This window comes from Streptomyces sp. NPDC127119 (assembly GCF_042677425.1).
Classification (GTDB): Bacteria; Actinomycetota; Actinomycetes; order Streptomycetales; family Streptomycetaceae; genus Streptomyces.
This window is the reverse complement of sequence record NZ_JBHXTO010000074.1, coordinates 1-25646: the sequence shown is the minus strand read 5'-3', so window position 1 is coordinate 25646 and position 25646 is coordinate 1. Positions and strand designations below refer to the sequence as shown.

General features: G+C 69.9%; 19 protein-coding genes and 1 pseudogene. 10 read left to right on the top strand and 10 right to left on the bottom strand.

The features are described from left to right. Positions 1-472: 472 nt before the first annotated feature. From ACFVH5_RS26995 to ACFVH5_RS26985, 3 genes are all read left to right on the top strand, one after another. Positions 473-1105 (top strand): DUF6230 family protein, encoded by a 633-nt coding sequence (locus ACFVH5_RS26995; protein ID WP_384813516.1) that lies wholly within the window; start codon positions 473-475, stop codon positions 1103-1105. 145 nt (positions 1106-1250) lie between these two features. Further along, the gene (locus ACFVH5_RS26990) at positions 1251-1802 is read left to right on the top strand and encodes a DUF6114 domain-containing protein (protein WP_385836340.1); all 552 of its coding nucleotides are present in this window, start codon (positions 1251-1253) and stop codon (positions 1800-1802) included. Continuing rightward, a complete protein-coding gene (locus tag ACFVH5_RS26985) occupies positions 1792-3108 on the top strand; it encodes a hypothetical protein (protein ID WP_385836339.1) in 1317 nt (438 codons plus the stop codon). Before ACFVH5_RS26990 ends, ACFVH5_RS26985 begins: the two co-directional genes overlap by 11 nt. A gap of 88 nt (positions 3109-3196) precedes the next feature. Here the strand turns inward: ACFVH5_RS26985 and pyk are convergent, their stop codons facing one another. From pyk to pta, 3 genes are all read right to left on the bottom strand, one after another. Then, entirely contained in the window at positions 3197-4615 is a 1419-nt protein-coding gene (gene pyk / locus ACFVH5_RS26980) for a pyruvate kinase (protein ID WP_107021248.1), read from the bottom strand. Positions 4616-4760: 145 nt separating this feature from the next. After that, positions 4761-5993: an acetate kinase gene (locus ACFVH5_RS26975; RefSeq protein ID WP_385836338.1), complete on the bottom strand. Its 1233-nt coding sequence runs from the start codon at positions 5991-5993 to the stop codon at positions 4761-4763. Next, positions 5990-8140, bottom strand: coding sequence for a phosphate acetyltransferase (pta, locus tag ACFVH5_RS26970; protein WP_385836337.1), 2151 nt, complete (start codon positions 8138-8140; stop codon positions 5990-5992). The genes ACFVH5_RS26975 and pta overlap by 4 nt, the downstream gene beginning before the upstream one ends. A gap of 306 nt (positions 8141-8446) precedes the next feature. Between pta and ACFVH5_RS26965 the strand changes: the two genes are divergently transcribed. Then, positions 8447-9472 (top strand): ATP-dependent 6-phosphofructokinase, encoded by a 1026-nt coding sequence (locus ACFVH5_RS26965; RefSeq protein ID WP_189773386.1) that lies wholly within the window; start codon positions 8447-8449, stop codon positions 9470-9472. A gap of 35 nt (positions 9473-9507) precedes the next feature. Here the strand turns inward: ACFVH5_RS26965 and ACFVH5_RS26960 are convergent, their stop codons facing one another. Then, positions 9508-10236 (bottom strand): helix-turn-helix domain-containing protein, encoded by a 729-nt coding sequence (locus tag ACFVH5_RS26960; RefSeq protein ID WP_385836336.1) that lies wholly within the window; start codon positions 10234-10236, stop codon positions 9508-9510. A 387-nt stretch (positions 10237-10623) separates the two neighbouring features. Then, positions 10624-11448 (bottom strand): hypothetical protein, encoded by an 825-nt coding sequence (locus ACFVH5_RS26955; protein WP_385836335.1) that lies wholly within the window; start codon positions 11446-11448, stop codon positions 10624-10626. A 392-nt stretch (positions 11449-11840) separates the two neighbouring features. Between ACFVH5_RS26955 and ACFVH5_RS26950 the strand changes: the two genes are divergently transcribed. Then, complete coding sequence (locus ACFVH5_RS26950; RefSeq protein ID WP_385836334.1) at positions 11841-14234, top strand: M4 family metallopeptidase; 2394 nt, start codon at positions 11841-11843, stop codon at positions 14232-14234. Positions 14235-14266: 32 nt separating this feature from the next. On the opposite strand, the gene ACFVH5_RS26945 is transcribed toward ACFVH5_RS26950, so the two are convergent. The 5 genes from ACFVH5_RS26945 to ACFVH5_RS26925 all read right to left on the bottom strand — a co-directional run bounded on the left by ACFVH5_RS26945 (position 14267) and on the right by ACFVH5_RS26925 (position 20199). After that, entirely contained in the window at positions 14267-15112 is an 846-nt protein-coding gene (locus ACFVH5_RS26945) for a carbohydrate ABC transporter permease (RefSeq protein ID WP_385836333.1), read from the bottom strand. A gap of 1 nt (position 15113) precedes the next feature. Further along, complete coding sequence (locus ACFVH5_RS26940) at positions 15114-16007, bottom strand: carbohydrate ABC transporter permease (RefSeq protein ID WP_384813549.1); 894 nt, start codon at positions 16005-16007, stop codon at positions 15114-15116. A gap of 49 nt (positions 16008-16056) precedes the next feature. Then, entirely contained in the window at positions 16057-17418 is a 1362-nt protein-coding gene (locus tag ACFVH5_RS26935) for an extracellular solute-binding protein (RefSeq protein ID WP_385836332.1), read from the bottom strand. Positions 17419-17629: 211 nt separating this feature from the next. Then, entirely contained in the window at positions 17630-18322 is a 693-nt protein-coding gene (locus tag ACFVH5_RS26930; RefSeq protein WP_384813539.1) for a response regulator, read from the bottom strand. Then, a complete protein-coding gene (locus ACFVH5_RS26925; protein ID WP_385836331.1) occupies positions 18319-20199 on the bottom strand; it encodes an ATP-binding protein in 1881 nt (626 codons plus the stop codon). Before ACFVH5_RS26925 ends, ACFVH5_RS26930 begins: the two co-directional genes overlap by 4 nt. A 144-nt stretch (positions 20200-20343) precedes the next feature. On the opposite strand from ACFVH5_RS26925, the gene ACFVH5_RS26920 reads away from it, so the two are divergent. From ACFVH5_RS26920 to ACFVH5_RS26900, 5 genes and pseudogenes are all read left to right on the top strand, one after another. Then, entirely contained in the window at positions 20344-21738 is a 1395-nt protein-coding gene (locus tag ACFVH5_RS26920; RefSeq protein ID WP_385836330.1) for a cation:dicarboxylate symporter family transporter, read from the top strand. Between the two features lie 372 nt (positions 21739-22110). Next, positions 22111-22278: pseudogene (locus ACFVH5_RS26915) on the top strand (Lrp/AsnC family transcriptional regulator); the annotation flags it as partial. 67 nt (positions 22279-22345) lie between these two features. Next, the gene (locus tag ACFVH5_RS26910) at positions 22346-22774 is read left to right on the top strand and encodes a MerR family transcriptional regulator (protein ID WP_385836329.1); all 429 of its coding nucleotides are present in this window, start codon (positions 22346-22348) and stop codon (positions 22772-22774) included. Next, a complete protein-coding gene (locus ACFVH5_RS26905) occupies positions 22771-23103 on the top strand; it encodes a thioredoxin family protein (protein WP_385836328.1) in 333 nt (110 codons plus the stop codon). Before ACFVH5_RS26910 ends, ACFVH5_RS26905 begins: the two co-directional genes overlap by 4 nt. A 203-nt stretch (positions 23104-23306) precedes the next feature. After that, entirely contained in the window at positions 23307-25571 is a 2265-nt protein-coding gene (locus tag ACFVH5_RS26900) for a HelD family protein (RefSeq protein WP_385836357.1), read from the top strand. Positions 25572-25646 lie beyond the last annotated feature (75 nt).

Sequence of the window (25646 nt, the reverse complement as noted above, 5' to 3'; positions counted from 1 at the left end):
TCTTCGATCGCTTTGTCACCTCCTTCGGGGCCACCCTCGGTGGTCGGTCGACACCGACGGGTCGTTGTTCGGTTATCCGGCCGTTACTAGCCAGTAACGAACCCCCTTGTGCGGGCGGCGAGAATGCACCACGATCGGCGACGCTCGGTCCATTACCCTCCCCCGACAGCCACTCGGGTCAGCGGGTTTTCTTGGGTCCCCACCGAGTAGGGGCGGCGGCAGTGGCGCCGGTCCTTGGACAGGGGGGTCTTCGCCGTTCGGCGGAGCCTGTCCGGCAGGTTGTGCGTGAAGTGTTCAGGCGCGACCAGTGGTTGTCGCTCGGGGGTGATCGCCGGTGATTCGGGTGCGTTGCGCGCCTCCGGGTTCGGGCGCTCTCCTTCCCGAGGACGTAGCACTTCTCCCATCCCTGCCCGGCTGAGTCGCTGTCTGGCGACGGCCAGGGCCGGAGATGTACGTCCGAGAAGGAGGAAATATGGAGTCCCAGGTGCGTGGCGGGACCAGATGGAAGCGGTTCGCCGTCGTCATGGTGCCCAGCGTGGCTGCCACGGCGTGCATAGGCATCGCCCTGGCACAAGGCGCTCTCGCCGCGTCGTTCAGCGTGTCGGGTCAGTCGTTCAAGGTGACGGCTGACGAATTGGTCGGCACCGGCTTCTCGCAGTACGGAGCCATCGACCAGGGGTACACGCTCAAGGGCGACAAGACGGCGCACCCGGTCGCGGTGTCGGCGTTCAAGTCCGCCTCGATCACGAACATGTGCCAGTCCGTGGTCACCCCGGACATCCCGCTGCTCGGGTCGGTCAGCCTGACCCTCAAGGCGGGCGGCGGCAGCAAGCCCGTAGAGGCCGAGAACCTCTACATCGACGTCGAGGACCTCTCGGCCAACGCGACCTTCACCAACATCGACATCGGTGTTGCGGCCAAGGACGCGAGCAAGGGTCCGGGAATCGCCAAGGGTGACCAGGCGAACCCCTACGGCTTCGCGCAGCAGGCCGAGAAGGCCGTGCTGACCGACGTGAAGCAGACGGCGTGGGCGACCACCGCCGGCACCTTCAAGCTCAGCGGTCTGAAGATGTCGCTGTCCAAGGGTGTCAAGGAGTGCTACTAAGCACTCCCTGGGCGGGTGAGGGAGCCTGTGCTGCCTCGCCCGCCCGTCCCCTGCTCAGTTGGTACTACTGAGCAGTACCTTGCTCACTCCTTCTGAGCAGTACGTGAACCTCTCACAGCAACGCCGTTCCAGGGAGCTGTTTTCCATGAGCGCCGAGACTCCTGCAGGGAATCCTGCCGCGCGCGGTCAATTCGACTACTGGCGGCTGCGGTTCCGTGTCTGGCGTGGTGGCCGCCCGTTCTGGGCCGGCCTGTTCATCCTGCTCGCCGGATTCCCGATCGCGTACTTCCCTTATGCGAACCTTCAGATCGGGCATCTCACGCTGGCCATGGCGACGACCGCGGGTGCCGGTTCGCTCATCATCGGAGTGCTCCTGGGCGTTCTCGGAATCAGCCTCTGGTACCAGAAGCACGTGCGGGTCTTCGCCGGTGTCGCGGCGATCCTGCTGGGACTGGTCTCCATCCCCGTGTCGAACCTCGGCGGCTTCCTGATCGGCTTCCTGCTGGCCCTGGTGGGCGGCGGGATGGCGGTCGCGTGGGTGCCCGGCGACGAGACGGCGGGAGCCCGGACCGGGACGGACCGTACGGACAAGGGAGGCGTTCCGCAGGCCGCGCCGGCCGACGGGGCGAGCGGGCCGAACGATCTGTCAGGAACGAGCCCCGACGACGGGGCGAACGGGAGGCACAGTGCCGGCTGACGAGGTCCACTACGCGGACTCCGCGGGCGAGTCCCGTGCGAGAACCGGGCCGCGGCACGCAGCCCCCAGGAAGCCGCTGTTCACCAGGCTGCACGTGCCCGCGGGCAAGGCGATAGCCATAGCGTCGATGCCGACCGCGATCCTCATGGGCATGGGGTTCACACCGACCCTCGCCCAGGCCGACGACAAGCCGTCGGCGAAGAACCTCACGATCGACGAGTACAAGGACTGTGTCGAGGCGCTGGACGACAGCGCCAAGGACGACAAGGCCGACGAGGAGAAGGACGCGACGGCCACCCCGTCGCCCTCCGCCTCGACGAGCGCTCCCGCCGGCGACGAGGACTCCTCGGACGACGACTCCGCGGGCGACGGTTCGACGGGCGACGGCTCTTCCTCGGATTCAGGTTCCGAGGACAAGCCCGACCCCACGCCGTCCGCCTCGACGAGCAAGCCGGCCGAGTCCGGGGGCGGCGCGTCCACACCGACGCCCACCCCCTCGCAGAGCAGCGGCAACGTCCTGGACGAGATCGGCGACGCGCTTGAGGACATCCTCACGCCCGGCGGGAAGGAGACCGCGACCCCCACCGCGGAGCCGTCCGCCACGCCCAGCCCCTCGGCCACGAAGGGCGCGTCCGACGCGGTCGACGACGTCGAGGACACCGTCAAGGACACGGCCGGCAAGGCCGAGGACACGGTCAAGGACGCCACCGACAAGGCGTCCGAGGCCGCGAAGGACGCCAAGGACGAGGCGGAGGACGCGGCCGACGAGGCCACCGCCTCCCCGACGCCCAGTCCGTCCGCGAGCTCCACCACGGACCCCGACGACTGCCCGGCCGCCACGGACGACGAGAGCGGTGTCGAGCAGGGCATCCCCGCCCTCGCCGACGACCCGTGGATGCTGGAGGCCAGCTCCCTGACCCTCAAGGGCGCCGACTACCAGGGCATCGTCAAGGTGAAGACCGCCAACGGCTCGGTCAAGAAGGTCCTGAAGTACGTGATCTCCAACGGCACCGACATCGGCGACCTGCACCAGACGGTCGACGACAAGGACGCCGGCGTGCGCTACCACGTCCAGGCGGGCAGCGGCACGACGTCCACCATCAAGGACGGCAAGACGGTCATGTACACGGAGAGCATCTCCGGGAACCTGCTCGGGCTGATCCCGATCACGTTCGACCCGGAGAACCCTCCGCCGCTGAACATCCCGCTGATCTACTTCACAAAGGTGAAGGTCGTCCAGGCCGCCCAGTTCGGCGGAGACCTGACGATCCCCGGAATGAGGCAGTACAACACCCCGCTCGGCTAGAGGCCGGGACGCGGTAGGCGGAACGGCAGAACGCACCGAGGGCGCCCCCTGTGAACCAGGGAGCGCCCTCAGCTGCGTACGGAAGCGGTCAGCCGCCCAGGTGGTGGACTCGGACCATGTTCGTGGTGCCCGTGACGCCGGGGGGCGAGCCGGCGGTCATCACGACGATGTCGCCTTCGCTGAAGCTCTTGAGCTTGCGCAGCTCGCTGTCGACCAGTTCGACCATCTCGTCGGTGCTGTGCACGAACGGCACGACGTGCGACTCGACGCCCCAGCTCAGCGAGAGCTGGTTGCGGGTGCCCTCGTCCGTGGTGAACGCCTGGATCGGCTGGGCCGCGCGGTAGCGGGAGAGACGGCGGGCGGTGTCACCGGACTTGGTGAACGCCACCAGGCCCTTGCCGCCGAGGAAGTCCGCGATCTCGCACGCGGCACGGGCCACCGAACCACCCTGCGTACGGGGCTTCTTGCCCGGCACGAGCGGCTGCAGACCCTTGGAGAGCAGCTCCTCCTCGGCCGCGACGACGATCTTCGACATCGTCTTCACGGTCTCGATCGGGTACGCGCCGACGCTGGACTCGGCCGACAGCATGACCGCGTCCGCCCCGTCCAGGATCGCGTTGGCGACGTCGGACGCCTCGGCGCGCGTCGGGCGGGAGTTGGTGATCATCGACTCCATCATCTGGGTCGCGACGATCACCGGCTTGGCGTTGCGCCGGCACAGCTCCACGAGGCGCTTCTGCACCATCGGGACCCGCTCCAGCGGGTACTCGACGGCCAGGTCGCCACGGGCCACCATGACACCGTCGAAGGCCGCGACGACGGCCTCCATGTTCTCCACCGCCTGGGGCTTCTCCACCTTGGCGATGACGGGGACCCGGCGGCCCTCCTCGTCCATGATCTTGTGGACGTCGTTCACGTCGTGGGCGTCGCGCACGAAGGACAGCGCGACCAGGTCGCAGCCCATCTGCAGGGCGAAGCGCAGGTCGTCGACGTCCTTCTCGGACAGCGCCGGCACGTTCACGGCCGTACCGGGCAGGTTGATGCCCTTGTGGTCCGAGATGACGCCGCCCTCGATGACGATCGTCTTCACGTTCGGGCCGTCGACCTCGACGACCCGCAGCTCGACGTTGCCGTCGTTGATCAGGACCTGGTCGCCCTTGGAGACATCGCCCGGCAGACCCTTGTAGGTGGTGCCGCAGATCGACTTGTCGCCCGGGACGTCCTCGGTCGTGATGGTGAACTCGTCACCGCGCTCCAGCTCGACGGGGCCCTCGGCGAAGGTCTCCAGCCGGATCTTCGGGCCCTGGAGGTCGGCCAGGACGCCGATGGCGCGGCCGGTCTCCCGGGCGGCGGAGCGGACCCGCTCGTAGCGGCCCTGGTGCTCGGCGTGGGAGCCGTGGCTGAAGTTGAAACGGGCCACGTTCATGCCGGCCTCGATCAGCGAGACGAGCTGTTCGTGGGAGTCGACGGCGGGACCGAGTGTGCAGACGATTTTGGAACGGCGCATGGGGGCGATCCTATCGGTTTGTTTCGCTTCGGAATATTCCGTCTGGTGGAAGATACAAATGGGCGGGTGCGCGCTCAGGCGTGGACCTGACCGGCTGTTTTCCCGTCGTTCTCCCGGCAGACTTTTTAATGTCTTCGAGGCTTTTTCAGGCGGCCCCGGCGTTCCCGTCCGCCACGAGCGCGTACGTCTGGTGCGCGATCTCCAGTTCCTCGTCGGTCGGCACGACGGCCACCGCGACCCGCGCGCCCTCGGGCGAGATCAGCCGCGCCTCGCCGGACCGTACGGCGTTCAGCTCGCCGTCGACGGCCAGGCCCAGCGAGTCCAGGCCCGCGATCGCGGCCTCGCGCACCGGGGCCGCGTTCTCCCCGACACCGGCCGTGAAGACGACCGCGTCGACCCGGCCCAGTACCGCGTAATACGCGCCGATGTACTTCTTCAGTCGGTGTATGTAGATGTCGAAGGCGAGCCGCGCCGGGGCGGCGTCCTCGCCGCCCTCGTCGATACGGCGGCGGATCTCCCGCATGTCGTTGTCACCGCACAGTCCGAGCAGTCCGCTCTTCTTGTTGAGCAGAGTGTCGATCTCGTCCGTGGACATTTCGCCAACGCGCATCAAATGGAAGATGACCGCGGGATCCACGTCTCCCGAGCGCGTACCCATCACGAGCCCCTCCAAAGGCGTCAGCCCCATGGAGGTGTCCACGCACCGGCCGCCCTCGACCGCCGACGCCGACGCGCCGTTGCCCAGGTGCAGCACGATGACGTTCACGTCCTCGGGGGCCCGCCCGAGCAGTTCGGCGGCCTTGCGGGACACGTACGCGTGCGAGGTGCCGTGGAAGCCGTACCGGCGGATGCGGTGCTTGTCGGCGGTCTCCACGTCGATCGCGTAGCGGGCCGCGGACTCCGGCATCGTCGTGTGGAACGCCGTGTCGAAGACGGCGACCTGGGGGAGGTCCGGGCGCAGTGCCTGTGCGGTACGGATGCCGGTGAGGTTGGCCGGGTTGTGCAGCGGTGCCACCGGGATGAGGCGCTCGATCTCGGCGAGGACCGCGTCGTCGACGACGGTCGGCTGCGTGAACTTCCGGCCGCCGTGGACCACCCGGTGGCCGACCGCGGCCAGCTCGGGGGAGTCCAGGCCGAGTCCGTCGCGGGACAGCTCCCCGGCGACGGCCTTCAGCGCGGCCTCGTGGTCGGCGATCGGCCCGTCGCTCTCGCGGGTCCCGCCGCCCGTGGCCAGCGGGGAGTGCTTGAGCCGGGAGGTCTCCTCGCCGATGCGCTCGACGAGCCCCGCGGCCAGCCGGCTGCCGTCGCTCATGTCGAGCAGCTGGTACTTCACCGAGGACGAACCGGAGTTGAGGACGAGGACGCGGGTGGCGCTCACTGGACGGGAACCTTCGGGGTCGGGGGCGCGGTGGGGGTGGCGTCGGGGGCGGGGGCCTCGTGCGCCGGGGCGGCCGGGGGCTGCGCCTGCGCCTGGATCGCGGTGATGGCGACCGTGTTCACGATGTCCCCGACGAGCGCGCCCCTGGACAGGTCGTTGACCGGCTTGCGCAGACCCTGGAGGACCGGCCCGACGGCGATCGCGCCGGCCGACCGCTGCACGGCCTTGTACGTGTTGTTGCCGGTGTTGAGGTCCGGGAAGATCAGCACGGACGCCTGCCCGGCGACCTTCGACCCCGGCAGCTTGGTCGCCGCGACGGACGGCTCGACGGCCGCGTCGTACTGGATCGGTCCCTCGATGCTCAGATCGGTTCGCCGCGAGCGGACCAGCTCGGTGGCCGTGCGCACCTTGTCGACGTCCGCGCCCGAGCCGGACGTGCCGGTCGAGTACGAGAGCATCGCGATCCGCGGCTCGACACCGAACTGCTCGGCGGTGGCGGCGGCCTGGATGGCGATGTCGGCCAGCTGCTCCGCGTCCGGGTCGGGGTTGACCGCGCAGTCGCCGTACACGAGGACCTTGTCGGCGAGGCACATGAAGAAGACCGAGGAGACGATCGACGCCTCCGGCTTGGTCTTGATGATCTCGAAGGCCGGGCGGATGGTGGCCGCCGTGGAGTGCACCGACCCCGAGACCATGCCGTCGGCGAGGCCCTCCTGGACCATCAGCGTGCCGAAGTAGTTCACGTCCGAGACGACGTCGTACGCCAGCTCGACGGACACGCCCTTGTGGGAACGGAGTTCGGCGTACCGCTCGGCGAACCGGTCGCGCAGTCCGGAGGTCTGCGGGTCGATCAGCTGGGCGGCGCCGAGGTCGATACCGAGGTCGGCGGCCTTCTTGCGGATCTGGTCGACGGGACCGAGCAGGGTGAGGTCGCAGACACCGCGGCGCAGCAGCACCTCGGCGGCGTGCAGGACGCGCGGCTCGGTGCCCTCGGGCAGGACGACGCGCCGCTTGTCGGAGCGGGCCTGCTCCAGGAGCTTGTGCTCGAACATCATCGGCGTGACACGGCCGCTGCTGGGCGCCGAGACGCGCTTGAGGAGGTCGCCGGTGTCCACGTACCGCTCGAAGAGGCCCAGTGCCGTCTCCGCCTTGCGGGGCGTGGCCGCGTTCAGCTTGCCCTCCATGGCGAAGAGTTCGGACGCCGTGAGGAAGGATCCCGTCTCGACCGCCACCACCGGGGTGCCGGGGGCGAGGCGGGCGGCCAGGGTGAGGACGAGATCGCTCGGGCGCTCGTTCAGGGTGAGCACCACGCCCGCTATCGGCGGGGTGCCCGCGCTGTGCGCGGCGAGGGCGCCCACCACGAGGTCGGCGCGGTCGCCAGGGGTGACGACCATGCAGCCCGGGGTCAGCGCGCCCAGGAAGTTCGGCAGCATCGCGCCGCCGAACACGAAGTTCAGGGCGTCGCGGGCGAGTCCCGCGTCGTCGCCGAGGAGCACCTTGCCGCCGAGGGCGTGGGTGATCTGGGCGACCGTCGGCGCGGAGAGCGCGGGCTCGTCCGGCAGGACGTAGCAGGGCACGGGGAGGCGGTTGTCGAGCAGGTCGTGGATGTCCCCGCGGTCGGCGGGGGCGACCCTGTTCACCACCATCGCGAGGACGTCGCAGCCCAGGCCGTCGTAGGCGCGGAACGCGTTGCGGGTCTCCGCGAGCACCGACTCCACGGTCTGCTTGCGGCCGCCCACCACGGGGATCACGGACGCGCCGAACTCGTTCGCCAGCCGGGCGTTGAGCGCCAGCTCGTCCGGGAACTGGGTGTCGGCGTAGTCCGTACCGAGGACGAGGACCACGTCGTAGTCGCGGGCCACCGCGTGGAAACGGTCGACGAGCTGCGAGACCAGTTCGTCCGTGCCCTGGTCGGCCTGGAGCGCGGACGCCTCGTGGTAGTCCATGCCGTAGACCGTCGCCGGGTCCTGCGCGAGGCGGTAACGGGCGCGCAGCAACTCGAAGAGCCGGTCGGGTCCGTCGTGGACGAGGGGGCGGAACACCCCCACCCGGTCCACCTGGCGGGTCAGGAGTTCCATGACTCCCAGCTCGATGACCTGGCGGCCGTCACCTCGGTCGATCCCGGTCACGTACACGCTGCGCGTCACGTGCTCTCCGTTTCCTCCGGTAGCGGTAAAAACGCAGCCGGTATCGTCCGGCTGAGCCCTCTTGACAATACCTCCGGACATGGCTAAGGCGCCCGTCAGTCCAAGGGCGGACAGGCGCTCCGGAGGGGCGGGGGAGAGGCTCGGGGGGCTTGACGGGGGCTTGACGGGGGCGTGAGAGGGGCGTGCCGGCTGTCACGGGGGCGCGAAGGGTGCGGACAGCGGCCCCCTGTGGCCCATGAAACAATCGGACTGGCTCTCAGGCACCCCAGGAGACACGGCCCCACAGCGAGCAGGAGACACAGCACGATGCGTATCGGAGTTCTTACCGCAGGCGGCGACTGTCCGGGACTGAACGCCGTCATCCGGTCGGTCGTGCACCGAGCCGTCACCAACTACGACGCCGAGGTCGTCGGTTTCGAGGACGGCTACGCGGGACTGCTCGAAGGCCGCTACCGCTCCCTCGACCTGGACGCCGTCAGCGGCATCCTCGCCCGCGGCGGCACCATCCTCGGCTCCTCCCGGCTCCAGCGCGACCGCCTCCGCGAGGCCTGCGAGAACGCGCAGGACATGGCGCGCGAGTTCGGTATCGACGTACTCATCCCGATCGGCGGCGAGGGCACGCTGACCGCGGCGCGGATGCTGTCGGACGCGGGCCTGCCCGTCGTCGGCGTCCCCAAGACGATCGACAACGACATCTCGTCGACGGACCGCACCTTCGGCTTCGACACCGCCGTCGGGGTCGCCACGGAGGCGATGGACCGCCTCAAGACGACCGCCGAGTCCCACCAGCGGGTGATGGTCGTCGAGGTCATGGGCCGCCACGCCGGCTGGATCGCCCTGGAGTCCGGCATGGCCGCCGGCGCCCACGGCATCTGCCTGCCCGAGCGCCCCTTCGACCCGGCCGACCTCATCAAGATGGTCGAGGAGCGCTTCGCGCGCGGCAAGAAGTTCGCGGTCATCTGCGTGGCCGAGGGCGCGCACCCCGCCGCGGGCAGCATGGACTACGGCCACGGCGAGATCGACCAGTTCGGTCACGAGCGCTTCCAGGGCATCGGCACGGCACTGGCGTACGAGCTGGAGCGCCGCCTCGGCAAGGAGGCCAAGCCGGTCATCCTCGGCCACATCCAGCGCGGCGGCACGCCGACCGCGTACGACCGGGTGCTCGCCACGCGCTTCGGCTGGCACGCGGTGGAGGCGGCGCACCGCGGCGAGTTCGGCCGGATGACCGCGCTGCGCGGCACGGACGTCGTGATGGTCCCCCTGGCCGAGGCGGTCACGGAACTGAAGACGGTCCCGAAGGACCGCATGGACGAGGCGGAGTCGGTCTTCTAGCCGACGGCCGGCTTCCCTCCGGCCGGCAGCGGGCCTCACCCGTCGCTGTACCTCTCGGCGTCGTGGCGGATCGTCGACCAGAAGCGGTCGACGATCCGGTCCAGGAAGTCCCGGCCCGCGTCGTCGGCCTCGGCCGCCGCCGCGCCGCCGCCCCAGCTCAGGGTCGGCACCATCCGGCCCTGGTACTCGGTGTGCAGGGCCCGCAGCGCGTGCCCGACGATCCGCCGTTCCAGCGTCAGCAGTTTGCCCACCGGGCGGACGTACGCCTGCCAGCGGGTCGTCACCGCGCCGCGCAGCATCATCGCCAGTTTCGGCTCACGGCCGGTGACCGTGACGAGGTCGGCGAGCGAGAGGTCCAGCACCTGGGCGAGCGCCGCCGACTGGCGTTCGCTGCCGCGCCATTCGTCCGCCTCCTCCATCCGTACGTACGCGAGGAGTTCGAGCCCCACGGAGCGCGCGACGTCCTCGGCGGGCAGGCCGCGTGCGATCCGGTGCTCGCGCAACGTCCTCGGCGCGCCGATGAGTTCGCCCGGCGAGCACCACAACACGCCCGCGAGGGCTGTCAGTTCACCGTTGCCGGGGCTGGCCAGGCCTCGCTCCCAGGCGTCGACCAGGTCGGGTGTCACATGGGGCAGTCCGAACGAGGTCCGTATCCCGTAGGCGACATGTTCGGGACCCATGCCGAGGGCGATACGCAGTTTCCGGGCGGCCGGGGCGTCGAAGGGCGGGGTGGGCTGCGGGGCCGACTGTTGGTGCACGGGCACAACGTATGGCCGCGGGGCTGCGGTGACTACGGTCTGTTCGGCCAGGCTCACGGATTGTGTGAACCTACTATTTCGGACAGTTGTCCAGTGAACGCGTGCATAGGCCGATGTGCCGGAACCGCGGCGACGGCGCGGGCGGTCAGCGGTGGTGTCCGGCCGCCGGGCCGCCGCGGCACGCGCCATGAGCAGCGTCGAAGGGCATATGCGGGAAGCAAGCCGCGGTGGCGGAGCGTGCGCTTCCGGCGGGTGCGACGCCGGGCGGGGAACGGCGGGTGCCGCCCGTCCTGGTACCGCCCGGCGCGTGCGGTGCACCGGTGGGGGAGCGCAAACGCACGGCGCGAACCGTTCGGTGCGTACGGCGCCCGGGGGAGGGCGCCGCAGGGGGCGTCATCCTCCGCCGGAGTCGGAGTCCCGGTCCCGCACGGACAGGTGGCGCATGCCTCTGATGGCGGCGTCCACGCCGTCCCCGCGCAGGCTGGAGGAGCCGCCCGCGCCGTTGTGGGAGCTCCACCCGTCCGCGTCCAGGGTCAACTGCCCCATCCTGCTGGTGAGCTCGTCCGTCGGGCCGGCGTCTCTCGTCGACAGGTGACTCATGCGACTGGTGATGTCCTCGACGGGGTTCTGAGGCATGAACTTGCGGAACTTGCCCTCGATGATGTCGCTGTCGCCGCCGTTGACGTGCATGACCATGGCCGTGGAGCCGTGCACCGGGGTCCGCAGGATGTTCGCGATGTTCTGGGCGGGCGCGGCGTGGGCGTCCACCGGCCGGCGCCCGGCGTTGCAGACCACCAGCCGCACTTCTCTGCCACCGCCCGGACGGAATCCGGCCCGGCGGACCTCGTTCGCCGACGCGGTGCCGTCGCCGATCTCCGAACCGTGTCCGATGATCCAGAGGATCTCGCCGGGTTTGACGCTCTTCGGGTCCGTGCTCAGCCCGTGGCGTTCCTTGAGCTTGTCCGCGAGTGTCTGGGATTCCCTGCTGCCGGTCGCGACATAGGCGCTGGCGCGCTGGACGGGCAGTGCGGCCATGGACGCCGCGGCGGCGGCGTTGCCCGCGGAGCGCTGCACCGACCGCAGGGCGTCGGCCGACGGGCGTCCGGCGGCCAGCAGGGCCGCCGACCGGTGCGCCGGTCCCGGCCGTGGGGCCCCGCGTCGCGCGTGACCCGCGCTGTTGCCCACTTCGGCTGCTTGCGAGCGGTCCTGTCCGTGCATCACGTTCCTCTGGGTTTTCTCCGAGCCGATTGTCGGGCCGGCGACGGCGGACGGGAAGAGGCGTCGGGGAAGAGCGAGGGGTGACGGAGGCTGCCCTTTCGGGCATCCGTCCGATGCGGCGGGCGTGTGGGGTCGTACGGGGGCACAGCGGCAGCACAGGCCCCGCACAGGCCCACTGAGGGTCACAGAGGGATAACCCTCGGATCATCCGCCGGGGACTGACATGTATAGGTCAACGGTGCCATCCTTCCCCCAGCCACGGCCCGGTTTCCCCCACAGCCTGCCCGCGGTGACGGTCCCGCACCCCCTGCTCAGCTCGTCCCGGGCAGCACATCCCGTCTGTCCGGGCTGTCACCGGCCGCCGATCCGCGGCCGTCGCAGTAGGAGTACGAGTGAGACGAATCCCCCGCCAGGCGGCCGCAGCCGGAGCCCTGGTGGCCACCGCAGCCCTCCTCGCCGTCGGCGTACAGACGGTCCCCGCAGCCGCCGAGCCCGCCGCCCCCCACCCCAGCCCCGTGCGCAGCGGAGGCCTCACGGCCGAGCTGACCCCGGCCCAGCACACCGCGCTGATCAGGAGCGCGGCGAAGAAGACCGGCACGACGGCCGACTCCCTGGGCCTCGGCGCCAAGGAGAAGCTGCTCGTCAAGGACGTCGTCAAGGACAACGACGGCACGCTCCACACCCGCTACGAGCGCACCTACGCCGGGCTCCCCGTCCTCGGCGGCGACCTCGTCGTGCACACCCCGCCCGCCTCCGTGGCCAAGGGAACGGTGAGCACCACCTTCGCCGGGAAGCGCACCCTCAAGGTCTCCTCCACCACCGCGACCTACACCAAGGCGGCGGCCGAGACCAAGGCCCTCAAGGCGGCCAGGGCGCTCGACGCGCAAAAGCCCACCGCCGACAGCGCCCGCAAGGTGATCTGGGCGGGCGACGGCACCCCCAAGCTCGCCTGGGAGACGGTCGTCGGCGGCCTCCAGGACGACGGCACCCCCAGCAGGCTGCACGTCATCACCGACGCGGGCACGGGGGCGAAGCTCCACGAGTTCCAGGACGTCAAGACCGGCACCGGCAACAGCCAGTACAGCGGCACGGTCACGCTGAACACCACGCTGTCCGGTTCGACGTACCAGCTGTACGACACCACCCGCGGCGGCCACAAGACGTACTCGCTCAACAACGGCACCTCGGGCACCGGCACCCTGATGACCGACGCGGACGACGTGTGGGGCACCGGATCGGGCTCCAACACCCAGACCGCCGGCGTGGACGCCGCCTACGGCGCCCAGACGACCTGGGACTTCTACAAGAACACGTTCGGGCGCAGCGGCATCAAGAACGACGGTGTCGCCGCCTACTCCCGCGTCCACTACAGCTCGGCGTACGTCAACGCCTTCTGGGACGACGACTGCTTCTGCATGACGTACGGCGACGGCTCGGGCGGCACCCACGCGCTGACCTCGCTCGACGTGGCCGGCCACGAGATGAGCCACGGTGTCACCTCCAACACCGCGAACCTCAACTACACCGGTGAGTCCGGCGGGTTGAACGAGGCGACCTCCGACATCTTCGGCACCGGCGTCGAGTTCTACGCCGCCAACTCCAACGACGTCGGCGACTACCTCATCGGCGAAGAGATCGACATCAACGGCGACGGCAGCCCGCTGCGCTACATGGACGAGCCCGACAAGGACGGCGGCTCCTCCGACAGCTGGTACTCCGGCATCGGCAACCTCGACGTCCACTACTCCTCGGGCCCCGCGAACCACATGTTCTACCTGCTCTCCGAGGGCAGCGGCAGCAAGGTCATCAACGGCGTCTCCTACAACAGCCCGACCTCCGACGGTGTCGCCGTCGCGGGCATCGGCCGCGCCGCCGCCCTGCAGATCTGGTACAAGGCGCTGACGACGTACATGACGTCGACGACGAACTACGCGGGCGCCCGCACCGCCGCCCTGAACGCGGCGACCTCCCTGTACGGGGCGAGCTCCACGCAGTACGCGGGCGTCGCGAACGCCTTCGCCGGGATCAACGTGGGCAGCCATGTCACCCCGCCGACCGGCGGCGTCACCGTCACCAACCCGGGCAGCCAGTCCTCCGTCGTCGGCACCGCGGTCAGCCTGCAGATCTCGGCCAGCAGCAGCAACAGCGGCTCGCTGACCTACGCGGCCACCGGCCTGCCCACCGGCCTGTCGATCAGCTCCTCCACCGGCGCGATCACCGGGACGCCCACGGCCGCCGGTAGTTACAGCACCACGGTCACCGTCACCGACAGCACCGGCGCGACCGGCACGGCGTCCTTCACCTGGACCGTCAGTTCCACCGGCGGCGGCACCTGCACCTCGGCGCAGCTGCTCGGCAACGCGGGCTTCGAGTCGGGCAACACCACCTGGACCGCGACCAGCGGTGTCATCACCAGCGACACCGACCAGGCGGCCCACGGCGGCTCGTACAAGGCGTGGCTCGACGGGTACGGGTCCACGCACACCGACACGCTGTCCCAGTCGGTGACCATCCCCGCCGGCTGCAAGGCCAGCTTCACCTTCTGGCTGCACATCGACACCGCGGAGACGTCCACGAGCACCGCCTACGACAAGCTCACCGTCACCGCGGGCTCGACCACCCTGGCCACCTACTCCAACCTCAACAAGGCCACGGGGTACGTCCAGAAGACCTTCGACCTGTCCTCCTACGCGGGTTCCACCGTCGCCCTGAAGTTCAGCGGCGTGGAGGACACCTCACTGCAGACCAGCTTCGTCGTCGACGACACGGCCGTCACGACCAGCTGACCCCGTAGGAACCCCTGTCCTGGGCGGGGCGGTCATCCCTTGACCGCCCCGCCCAGCGCGAACCCCCCGCCCAGCTTCCGCGCCACCAGCACGTACAGCAGGATCACCGGCGTCGAGTAGATGATCGAGAACGCGGCCAGCTGTCCGTAGACCACCGTGCCGCGGTTGCCGAAGAAGTCGTTGATGCTCACCGACGCCGGCATCTGCTCCGGCGAGAGCAGCAGCATGAAGGGGACGAAGAAGTTCCCCCACATGGCCACGAACGAGAAGACGGTCACCACCGCGATCCCCGGGCCCATCAGCGGCAGCACGACCCGCAGCAGCGACTGGAACGACGACGCCCCGTCCGTCCAGGCCGCCTCCTCCAGCTCCTTCGGCACGCCGTCCATGAAGTTCTTCATCAGCCAGATGGCGAACGGCAGTTGGGACGCGGTGAAGAAGAGGATCGTGCCCTGCATGGTGTCGATCAGGTTCACCTGCACGAACAGCGCGTACACCGGAACCATGATCGCCGTGATCGGCAGACTCGTCGCGAAGATGATCGTGAGGAGGAACGGGCGGTTCAGCCGGGACCGGAACCGCGAGAGCGGATACGCGGCCAGCGCCGCGCAGACCACCGTCAGCAGCGTCGCGAAGCCGCACAGGATCAGGCTGTTGAGCATCGGCGTGTAGGTGATGTCCGGCTTCAGGACCGCGTCGAAGTTGTCGAGCGTCACCCCGTCCGGCAGCTTCACCTTCAGCCCGGCGTGCGGGTCCAGGGCGGACAGGACCACCCAGGCCAGCGGCAGCACGAAGGCCGCCGCCACGAACAGGAGACTCGCGTCGGCCGCGTAACGGCGGTTGGCCCGCCGGGAGTGGAGAGTCGTACGCGCGGCCATCTCAGACCTCCGTCCGCAGCAGGCGCATATAGACCAGGGAGAAAAGCGAGCCGACCACCAGCAGGAGGAGGGCGACGGCGGTCCCGTAGCCGATCATGCTCTTCTGGAAGGCCTGCTCGTACATGAAGAGCGGGAGGGTCTGGCTGCGGTTTCCCGGGCCGCCCCTCGTCATCACCCAGATCAGCCCGAACACCGACAGGGTCTGCAGGGTGTTGAGCATCAGGTTCGTGCCGATGGACCGGCGGATCATGGGCAGCGTGATGTGCCACATCCGGCGCCAGCCGCCCGCGCCGTCCACCTCCGCCGCCTCGGTGATCTCCTTGGGGATCTCGTTCAGGGCGGCCGAGTAGACCAGCATCGAGAAGGCCGTGCCGCGCCACACGTTCGCGAACGACACCGCCAGGATCGGCAGCGTGAACAGCCAGTTCTGGGACGGCAGATGCAGCCAGTCGAGGATCGCGTTCAGCGTGCCCTCGCGGCGGAAGAAGGCGTACAGGAGGAAGCCGGCCACGACCTCGGGGAGCACCCAGGCCGTGACGACGATCCCGCCGGTGAGCGTACGGACCGGCTTCGACGCGCGCTGCATCAGCGCGGCCAGGGCCAGGCCCAGCGTGTTCTGGCCGACGATCGAGCTGAGGAACGTGAAGACGAGCGTCAGCCATACGGCGTTGAGGAACGCGTCGTCCTTGAAGGCCGTACGGAAGTTGTCGAACCCGGTGAAGGACGACTCGGCCTGGCCGGTGAGCTGCAGATCGGTGAAGGCGATGTAGGCGCAGTACGCGATCGGCCCGGCCAGGAACAGGACGAGGATGACGAGGGCGGGGGTGACGGGGAGGGCCCGGGTGAGGGTGCGAAGCCGCGGAGCGCGGGTGTTCCCGCCCTCCTTGACGACCACCGTGCGCTCACCGGGACCGGCTCCCCGCTGACTTACGACCACACTGTGCTCACTTCTTGATGACCTGGTTGTCCGTGACCGACTTCAGTTCCTCGTCGTAGCCCTTGGCCGCCTCCGCGACCGAGCTGTCGCCCGTCGTCACGCCCTCCATCGCCTCCTGGATGGCCGTGGAGACCTTCGGGTACGCGGGGTAGGCCGGGCGGTAGTGCGTGTTCGCCACCAGACCGGTGAAGAAGTCGATGCCGGGCTGCGCCTTCACGTACGCCGGGTCCTCGGCCACGTCCGTGCGCACCGCGATACCGGAGTTGGCGATGTACCACTTCTGGGCGTTCGCCTTCGTCTGCATGGTCTTGATGAACTCGAAGGCCAGGTCGGGGTTGGCCGCCTTGCTCGGCACGGCCCAGGTCCAGCCGCCCGACATGCTCACCTTGCCGGGCGACTGGCCGGCCTGCGTGGGCATGTAGGCGAGGCCCAGCTTCTTCGACCACTCCGGCCACTCGTGGCCGCTGCCCTTCAGCCAGTCCTGCGGGAGCCAGGAGCCGTCGAGGTTGATGCCGAGCTTGCCCTCGGGGAGGAGTTCACCGCGGACACTGGTCGCGAAGTTCGGGTCGAGGGCGTCCGAGACGTCCGGGCCCAGCTTCTCCTTGAAGACCGTCTCGACGAACTGCAGCGAGTCCTTGAACCCCTGGCTGCCGGTGATCCACTTCTTGGACGCCGTGTCGTACAGCGGGCTCTCGGTGGCGCCGGTGGCCGTCCCGTACAGGAGCATCTCGAAGCCCTGCATGGTGGCCGCCTCGCCCGCGGGCTTGCCCGTGTACACGTTCATGGGCGTGACGTCCGGGACCTTCTCCTTGATCGTGCGGGCCGCGTCGAGGATGTCGTCCCAGGTCTTCGGCTGCCAGTCGGCGGGCAGGCCCGCCTTCGCGAAGATGCCCTTGTCGAACCAGAGGCCCCGGGTGTCCGTGCCGTCCGGGACGCCGTACGTCTTCCCGTCCTCCGCCTGCGCCGCCGACTTCGCCGTGTCGATGAACTGGCCCCAGTCGTCCCACTTGTCGAGGTACGGGTCCAGGGGCTTGAGGTAGCCGCTCGTGATGTCGGAGTTGATGAGGAAGGTGTCCTCGTAGACCAGGTCGGGCGCGGTCTTGGGGGAGCGGAGCATCTGCTGGAGCTTCGTGTAGTACTCCGAGTCCGGGGCCTTGATCGGGACGAGCTTGACCTCCTTGCCCGGGTTGGCCTTCTCGAACTCCGTCTTGATGTCCGCGAGATACGTGTCCATGACACGCACGGAGTTGTCCGTCGACTGTTTGTAGGAGATCTCCACGGTGTCCGGATCGCTGCCGGAGCCGCAGGCGGTGAGTGCGGAGGCGGCGAGCAGGGTCGCGAGAAGGAACGGAGTGGGGGTGGGGCGCACGGGTACGACCTCCTGCCGGCCGACGTCTTTGTGGCCGTTGTTCGATGGCCCGAACGTAAGAGGAGTGGTCGCGTCAGGTCAATGACCTTGCGCGACTGCTCCGTTACGGTCGTGTCTCATCGCGTCCATTCGCGCCCGGTCGCGGCCCGTAGGTGTCCCGTAGCTCCGCGTAGTCCCGCATATGGCCCGATTGTTCGACCCCCTGAACCGGTTACCCCTTCACCCACCGGTACTGCAGCTCGGGCCGGCCCACCTGTCCGTACTGCGGGCTCCGCCCGGCGCGTCCCGCGTCCACCAGATGCTCCAGATACCGCCGGGCCGTGATCCGCGAGATGCCGACGGCCTCCGCGACGCCCGTCGCGGTCAGCCCCTCCGCGTGGTCGCGCAGCGCGCGCGTGACCTTCTCCAGGGTGGGCGCGCTCAGCCCCTTCGGCAGGGCGGCAGGACCCGGCGCCCTGAGCGTGGCGAGGGCCCGGTCGACCTCGTCCTGACCGCTGGCCTCGCCGGCGGCGGCGTGGAACTCGGCGTAGCGGATGAGGCGGTCGCGGAGGGTGGCGAAGGTGAACGGCTTCAGTACGTACTGCACGACCCCGAGTGACACGCCCTCCCGTACGACCGTGAGGTCGCGCGCGGACGTCACCGCGATCACGTCCGCGTGGTAGCCGGCGGCGCGCAGCGAGCGGGCCAGTTGCAGGCCGTGCACGTCCGGGAGGTGGAGGTCGAGGAGGAGGAGGTCCACGGGTGTGCGGTCCAGCGCGCGTCTCGCCTCCGCGCCGGTGTGGGCCTTGCCGACGGCGACGAATCCGGGCACGCGGCCCACGTACAGGACGTGCGCGTCCGCCGCGACGGGGTCGTCCTCTACTACCAGGACGCGGATGTCCTGGCCGGGGGAGGGCGTGCTCATGGGGTGCCTCCGTGTTGCGTGGGCGGGGCTTGGGTCTTCGCGTCGGCGCCGGCGCCGGCCGCTGATTCGGAGGCGGGGTCGGTTTTCGGGTGCGGGTCGGTGGTGGTTGGTCGCGCAGTTCTCCGCGCCCCTGGGGGGTGGAGGGGGTCGGGGTTGGGTTCGGGGTGCGGGTCGGTGGGGGTTGGCCGAGCAGTTCCCCGCGCCCCTTTGGGGCGGAGGGGGGTGGCGTCGGGTTCTGGGTGCGGCGTTTCTCGTGGCCCTTCCGGGGGGTGGGGTGGTAGGGGGAGGCGGGCCTCGAAGGATGCGCCGCCTCCTGGGGCCTGCGTCACCGTCAGGGTGCCGTCGTGGCGGGACACCGCCTGGCGGACCAGGGCCAGGCCCAGCCCGCGTCCGCCGGGGCCCGACGGCTTCGTGGACCAGCCGCGCTGGAAGACCTCCTCCGCGTGCGCCGGGTCCACCCCCGCCCCGGTGTCGGTGACCCGCAGGACGAGGCCCGTCGTGTCCGCGAGCGCGGTGACGGTGACCCGGGCGCCCACCGAGCCCTGCGCCGCGTCCACGGCGTTGTCGATCAGATTGCCCAGGACCGTCACCAGGTCACGGGCGGTGAGGGAGGCCGGGAGCAGACCGTCGTCGATGCTGCTGTCCTCGGAGACGACCAGTTCCACACCGCGCTCGTTCGCCTGGGCCGTCTTGCCCAGCAGCAGCGCGGCGAGCACCGGCTCGCTGACCGCCGCCACGACCTGGTCGGTCAGGGCCTGCGCCAGCTCCAGCTCGGCCGTGGCGAAGTCGACCGCCTCCTCGGCCCGCCCCAGCTCGATCAGCGAGACGACGGTGTGGAGCCGGTTCGCCGCCTCGTGCGCCTGCGAGCGCAACGCCGTCGTGAAGCCCCGCTCGGAGTCCAGCTCACCCATCAGGGACTGCAGCTCGGTGACATCGCGCAGGGTCACGACCGTGCCCCGGCGCTCACCGCCCGACACCGGCGAGGTGTTCATGACGAGCACCCGCGACTCCGTGAGATACACCTCGTCCACCCGCGGCTCGCCCGACAGCAGCGCCCCCGTCAGCGGAGCGGGCAGTTCCAGCTCCGCCACCGAGTGGCCCACCACGTCACCGCCCACCCCCAGCAGCTCGCGCCCGCCGTCGTTGATCAGCGCCACCCGGTACTGCCCGTCCAGCATCAGCAGCCCCTCGCGCACCGCGTGCAGCGCGGCCTCGTGGTAGTCGTGCATCCGGCTCAGCTCGGCCGCGTTCATCCCGTGGGTGGAGCGCCGCAGCCGGGCGTTTATGACGTACGTACCGATGGCGCCCAGCGCCAGCGCCGCGGCGGCCACCCCGAACAAGGCCTTGACCTGGCCCTCGACCCGCGCGCTGATCTCGTCGACCTTGATCCCCGCACTGACCAGACCGACGATCCTGTCGTCGTCGCCCACCCCGTCACGGATCGGCGTGACCGCCCGCACGGACTCGCCGAGCGTCCCCGTGTACGTCTCGGTGAAGGACTGGCCCAGCAGCGCACGGTCCGTGTGCCCCAGGAAGTGCTTGCCGATCAGCTCCTCGTTGGGGTGGGTCCAGCGGATGCCCTCGGGATTCATGATCGTGACGAAGTCGACCTGCGCGTGCCGCTGCACCGCCAGCGCGTACGGCTGGAGCGTCCTCGTCGGGTCCTCCGTACGGACGGCCTCCCGTACCGAAGGGGAGTCCGCGACCGAACGGGCCACCCCCATCGCCTGGCGGCCCGCCGCGTCCTCGGCCTGGCTGCGGTCGCTGATGTACGTGAAGAGCGCGCAGCCCGCGACCACGACGGCGACGAGCACGGCCTGCATGGCGAAGAGCTGCCCGGCCAGGCTGCGAGGACGTGGGGCTCTGGGGAGGCGCATGGCAACAGTGTGCCCGCCAGGAAATGTGTGAACGAAATGAACGGAAGGGTGACCGCCCTCACACGCCGGGAGATAGTCACCGACAACCCCCGGACGTGAGCCGCACGCCGGATGATGCCGACGACGTCGTCAAGGAGGGCAGCCGTGACCAGCACACCCGATACGGCACCTGCCGCTCCCGCAGCCAAGCGGGACCGCACGCACTATCTGTACATCGCGGTGATCATCGCCGTGGCCGCCGGTATCGCGGTGGGTCTGATCGCCCCCGATTTCGCGGTGAAGCTGAAGCCGATCGGTACCGGCTTCGTGAACCTGATCAAGATGATGATCTCGCCGATCATCTTCTGCACGATCGTCCTGGGCATCGGCTCGGTGCGCAAGGCCGCCAAGGTCGGCGCGGTGGGCGGCATCGCGCTCGGCTACTTCGTGGTCATGTCGTTCGTCGCGCTCGCCATCGGCCTGGTCGTCGGCAACATCCTGGAGCCCGGGACGGGCCTCGCGGTGACCGACGCGATCAAGGACGCCGGCCAGGGACAGGTCGTCGAGGCCAAGAACACCGAGGAGTTCCTGCTCGGGATCATTCCCACGACGATCGTCTCCGCGTTCACCGGCGGCGAGGTCCTCCAGACCCTGCTCGTCGCGCTGCTCACCGGCTTCGCGCTGCAGGCCATGGGCTCCTCCGGTGCGCCGATCCTGCGCGGCATCGAGCACATCCAGCGCCTGGTCTTCCGCATCCTCGCCATGGTGATGTGGGCGGCGCCCATCGGTGCGTTCGGCGCGATCGCGGCGGTCACCGGCTCGGCGGGTGTGGACGCCCTCAAGAGCCTCGCCGTCCTGATGCTCGGCTTCTACGTCACCTGTTTCCTCTTCGTCTTCATCGTGCTCGGCACGCTGCTTCGGGTGGTCGCGGGCCTCAACATCTTCCTGCTGCTCAAGTACCTGGGCCGGGAGTTCCTGCTCATCCTCTCCACCTCCTCCTCCGAGTCCGCGCTGCCGCGGCTCATCGCGAAGATGGAGCACCTGGGGGTCAGCAAGCCGGTGGTCGGCATCACCGTTCCGACCGGCTACTCCTTCAACCTCGACGGCACCATGATCTACATGACCATGGCCTCGCTGTTCATCGCCGACGCCATGGGTACGCCGATGGCGATCAGCGAGCAGATCCCGCTGCTCCTGTTCCTGCTGGTCGCCTCCAAGGGCGCGGCGGGTGTCACTGGCGCGGGTCTGGCCACCCTGGCGGGCGGTCTCTCCTCCCACAAGCCGGCGCTGGTGGACGGCATCGGCCTGATCGTCGGCATCGACCGCTTCATGAGCGAGGCGCGCGCTCTGACGAACTTCGCGGGCAACGCGGTGGCGACGGTCCTGATCGGTACGTGGACCAAGGAGATCGACCGGCCCCGGGTGGACGAGGTGCTCGCGGGGCGGATTCCGTTCGACGAGACGACGTTGCTGGACGACGGCCACGGGGGTCCTGCGGACGGCTCCGCCGGTGTGCCGGATCAGCCTGAGGCGGGCGACAAGGAGCTGGCGAAGGCGTAGCGCTCCGCTGCCCGCACCAAGCCATTCCCCTCCCCGGCCGTCGGCGGCCCGCCCAGGTACCCCCCACCTGGCCGGCCGCCGACGGCTTTTTGGCGCGACGGAGGGGTGCGGCTGCGCGTACGGGTGCGGGCCGGTGGGGGCGGGCCGCGCAGTTCCCCGCGCCCCTGAAGACGAAAGACTGCGTCGTTCCCCGCGCCCCTGATGGGGCGCAGCCCCGCTTTCAGGGGCGCGGGGAACGGTGCGGGTGACCCCCACCGGGCCGCAGGTGCAGGGCGGTCGGTGGAGGGTTTCGGTCACGGCGTGGGGCAGCCAGGTTCGGATGTCGCCGAAGGTGAACCCGAGGCGTGTGGCACGCGCGCTGTCCCTGGCCGGATCAGGCTCAGCGAGCTGGGCCGCCGGGTCCGGCTGTCCCCGGCGGCCGTCGCCGAACGCGTCCGGCGGCTGGAGTCGGCCGGTGCCGTCACCGGCTACGGCGCCCCTGTGTCGCCGCCGCACCTCGGCTACGGCGTCCAGGCCTTCATCCGGGTCGACCCGCACGGCCCCGCCTGCCTCACTCCTGACCTGGGCTTCTTGCCTTGACGTGGGCGTCAAGGATTACCGTCGCGGCATGCGAATCGGCGAGCTGGCGGAGCGGGCCGGGACCACCACGCGCACGCTCAGGTACTACGAGTCGCGGGGGCTGCTGCCCGCGCGGCGCGGGAGCAACGGCTACCGCGCGTACGACGAGGGCGATCTGAAGCTGCTGCGGCAGATCAGGACGCTGCAGGACTTCGGGTTCGACCTGGAGGAGACGCGGCCCTTCGTGGAGTGTCTGCGGGCCGGTCACCCGGAGGGCGACGCCTGTCCGGCCTCGCTCGCGGTGTACCGGCGCAAGCTGGGCGAGCTCGACGAGCTGATCGGTGAGCTGCGGTCGGTACGCGATCAGGTCGGCGGGCAGTTGGCGCGCGCCGAGCGGGCCATGGACGAGCTGGCGTCCGAGGCGGCGGTTCCGGGCGGTCCGGAACCCGTGTGCGAACTGGGAGGGCGGACGGGTTGATCAAGGCAGTGGGTGTGGCCGAGGTGACGGACGACAGCTTCGAGGCGGAGGTGATCGGGGCGGAGCTGCCGGTGCTGGTGGAGTTCACCGCGGACTGGTGCCCGCCGTGCCGGCAGATCGCGCCGGTGCTGAGCGCGGTCGCCGCCGAGGAGGGCGACCGCCTCAAGGTGGTGCAGCTGGACGTGGACACGAACCCGGAGACCACGAACGCGTACGGGGTGCTGTCGATGCCCACGCTCATCGTGTTCCGCGGCGGCCTGCCGGTGAAGTCGATGGTGGGCGCCCGCCCCAAGCGGCGGCTCCTGGAGGAACTGGCGGACGTGCTCTGAGGGGCGCCGACGGACTCCGGCCGACGGAATAGAGAAATCCCCCGCAGGCAATTGCCTGCGGGGGATTTCTCTGCGTATATTGAATGGTTCGCGACTTGCATAAAAGAAGTCACGGAGAAGTTCACTGTGCACAGTATATCCGGCCGGGAGCGGAATTGTCAAACAGGACCTCGAACACGACCAATGGATTGCCGGACGATGAATTGCGCCGCGAGCAGGAATTCATCGACGGCCTGTACGCGCGGGTCGACGCGCTGCGCGGCGGCACCGAGGCCGCGGTGACCGACGCCCTCGCACAGGGCAGCACCCCCATGCAGGCCCGCCTCGAACGGGACGTCCTCGTCGCCGAGCGCTCCGGCCTGCTCGCCGCGCTGAACGCGGTGGACGGCTCGCTCTGCTTCGGCCGAATCGACCTCTCGGACCTCTCGGACCTCTCCGACCTCTCAGGCCACTCCGCCGGCTCCTCCGGGCCCACCCACCACATCGGTCGCATCGGCATCCGCGCCGACAACGCCGAACACACCCCGATCCTGATCGACTGGCGGGCCCCGGTCGCCCGCCCCTTCTACCTCGCCACCGGCCACACCCCCATGGGCCTGCGCCGCCGCCGGCACATCACCACCGAGGGACGTACCGTCACCGCGCTGCACGACGAGATCCTCGACCTGGGGGACCGGCTGCGCACGGGCCACGAGGACCCGACCGGCGACGCCGTACTGCTCTCCGCGCTCAACTCCGCGCGCACCGGCCGTATGAGCGACATCGTGCAGACCATCCAGGCCGAGCAGGACCGCATCATCCGCGCCCCGCACCGCGGCATCCTCGTCGTGGAGGGCGGCCCCGGCACCGGCAAGACGGCCGTCGCGCTGCACCGGGCGGCGTACCTCCTCTACGAACACCGGGAGCTGCTCGCCAAGCGGGCCGTCCTCATCGTCGGCCCGAACCCCGCCTTCCTCGGCTACATCGGCGAGGTGCTGCCCTCGCTCGGCGAGACGGGCGTCCTGCTGGCGACCGTCGGTGAACTGTTCCCCGGCGTACGGGCGACCGCCTCCGACACTCCCGGGGCCGCCGCCGTGAAGGGCCGCGCCGACATGGCCGACGTCCTCGCCGCCGTCGTACGCGACCGGCAGGCGCTGCCCGACCCGGTGATCGCCATCGAGCACGACCGGGACATCCTGATGCTCGACGCCGGTCTCGTGGGCGTCGCGCGCGACCGCACCCGTGAGGCGCGGCTGCCGCACAACGTGGCCCGCGAACACTTCGAGGGCCACATCTTCAACACCCTCACCGACATGGTGGCCGAACGGATCGGCACGGACCCCTTCGACGGCACGAATCTGCTCGACCCCAGCGACATCACGCAGATCCGCGACGACCTCGCCGAGAACCCCGAGGTCTGGGCCGCGATCGACCAGCTGTGGCCGCGCGTCACCCCGCGGCGTCTCGTCGCGGACTTCCTCGCCGAGCCCGACGCGTACCTCACCGTGGCGGACGCGGAGGCGGTACGCCGTACGGTGACCCGGGCCTGGACGACCTCCGACGTCCCCCTCCTCGACGAGGCAGCCGAACTCCTCGGCGAGGACGACCGCATGACCCGCGCCGCCGCCGAGCAGGAAAGGGACCGGCAGGTCGCCTACGCACAGGGCGTGCTCGACGTCTCCTACGCGTCCAGGACGTACGAATTCGAGGACATCGACGCCGAGGACGCGGAGGTCCTGTCGGCGCACGACATCATCGACGCCGAGCGGATGGCCGAGCGCCACGAGGAGGACGACCACCGCAGTGCCGCCGAACGGGCCGCGGCCGACCGGACCTGGGCGTTCGGGCACATCATCGTCGACGAGGCGCAGGAGCTGTCCCCGATGGCGTGGCGGCTGCTGATGCGGCGCAGCCCGACGCGGTCGATGACGCTGGTCGGGGACCCGGCGCAGACGGCCGAGGCGGCGGGGGTCGGCTCCTGGTCGGAGATCCTCCACCCCTATGTCGAGGACCGCTGGGAGCACACCCGTCTCGCGGTCAACTACCGGACGCCGTCAGAGATCATGGACGTCGCCGCGGCGGTACTCCGTGCGGAGCACGCGGATTTCGAGCCGCCGAGTTCCGTGCGGTCCACGGGGGTGCGGCCCTGGGCCCGGCGGACGTCCGATCTCGCCGGGGCGGTGGAGAAGGCCGTCGCCGATCTCGCTCCCGTCGAGGGGCGGCTCGCGGTGATCGCGCCGCGATCCCTGCACGGGGTGCTGGCCGCGCGGCTGGACGGGGTCGTGGCGGGGGAGTCGCCGGATCTCACGCTCGGGGTCGTGCTGCTTGATCCGCGTCAGGCCAAGGGGTTGGAGTTCGATGCGGTGTTGGTGGTGGAGCCGGGGGAATTCGGGACGAGTGATTTGTACGTGGCGCTGACCCGTGCGACCCAGTCACTGGGCATCGTCCACACGACCCCACTCCCGAAGCCCTTGGCAGAGTCCTTCTAGCATCTTCCTCGCCCCCGCCGCCCCTACCCTTCCCGTCACTGTGTCCTCAAACGCCGGACGGGCTGAAAGATGTCC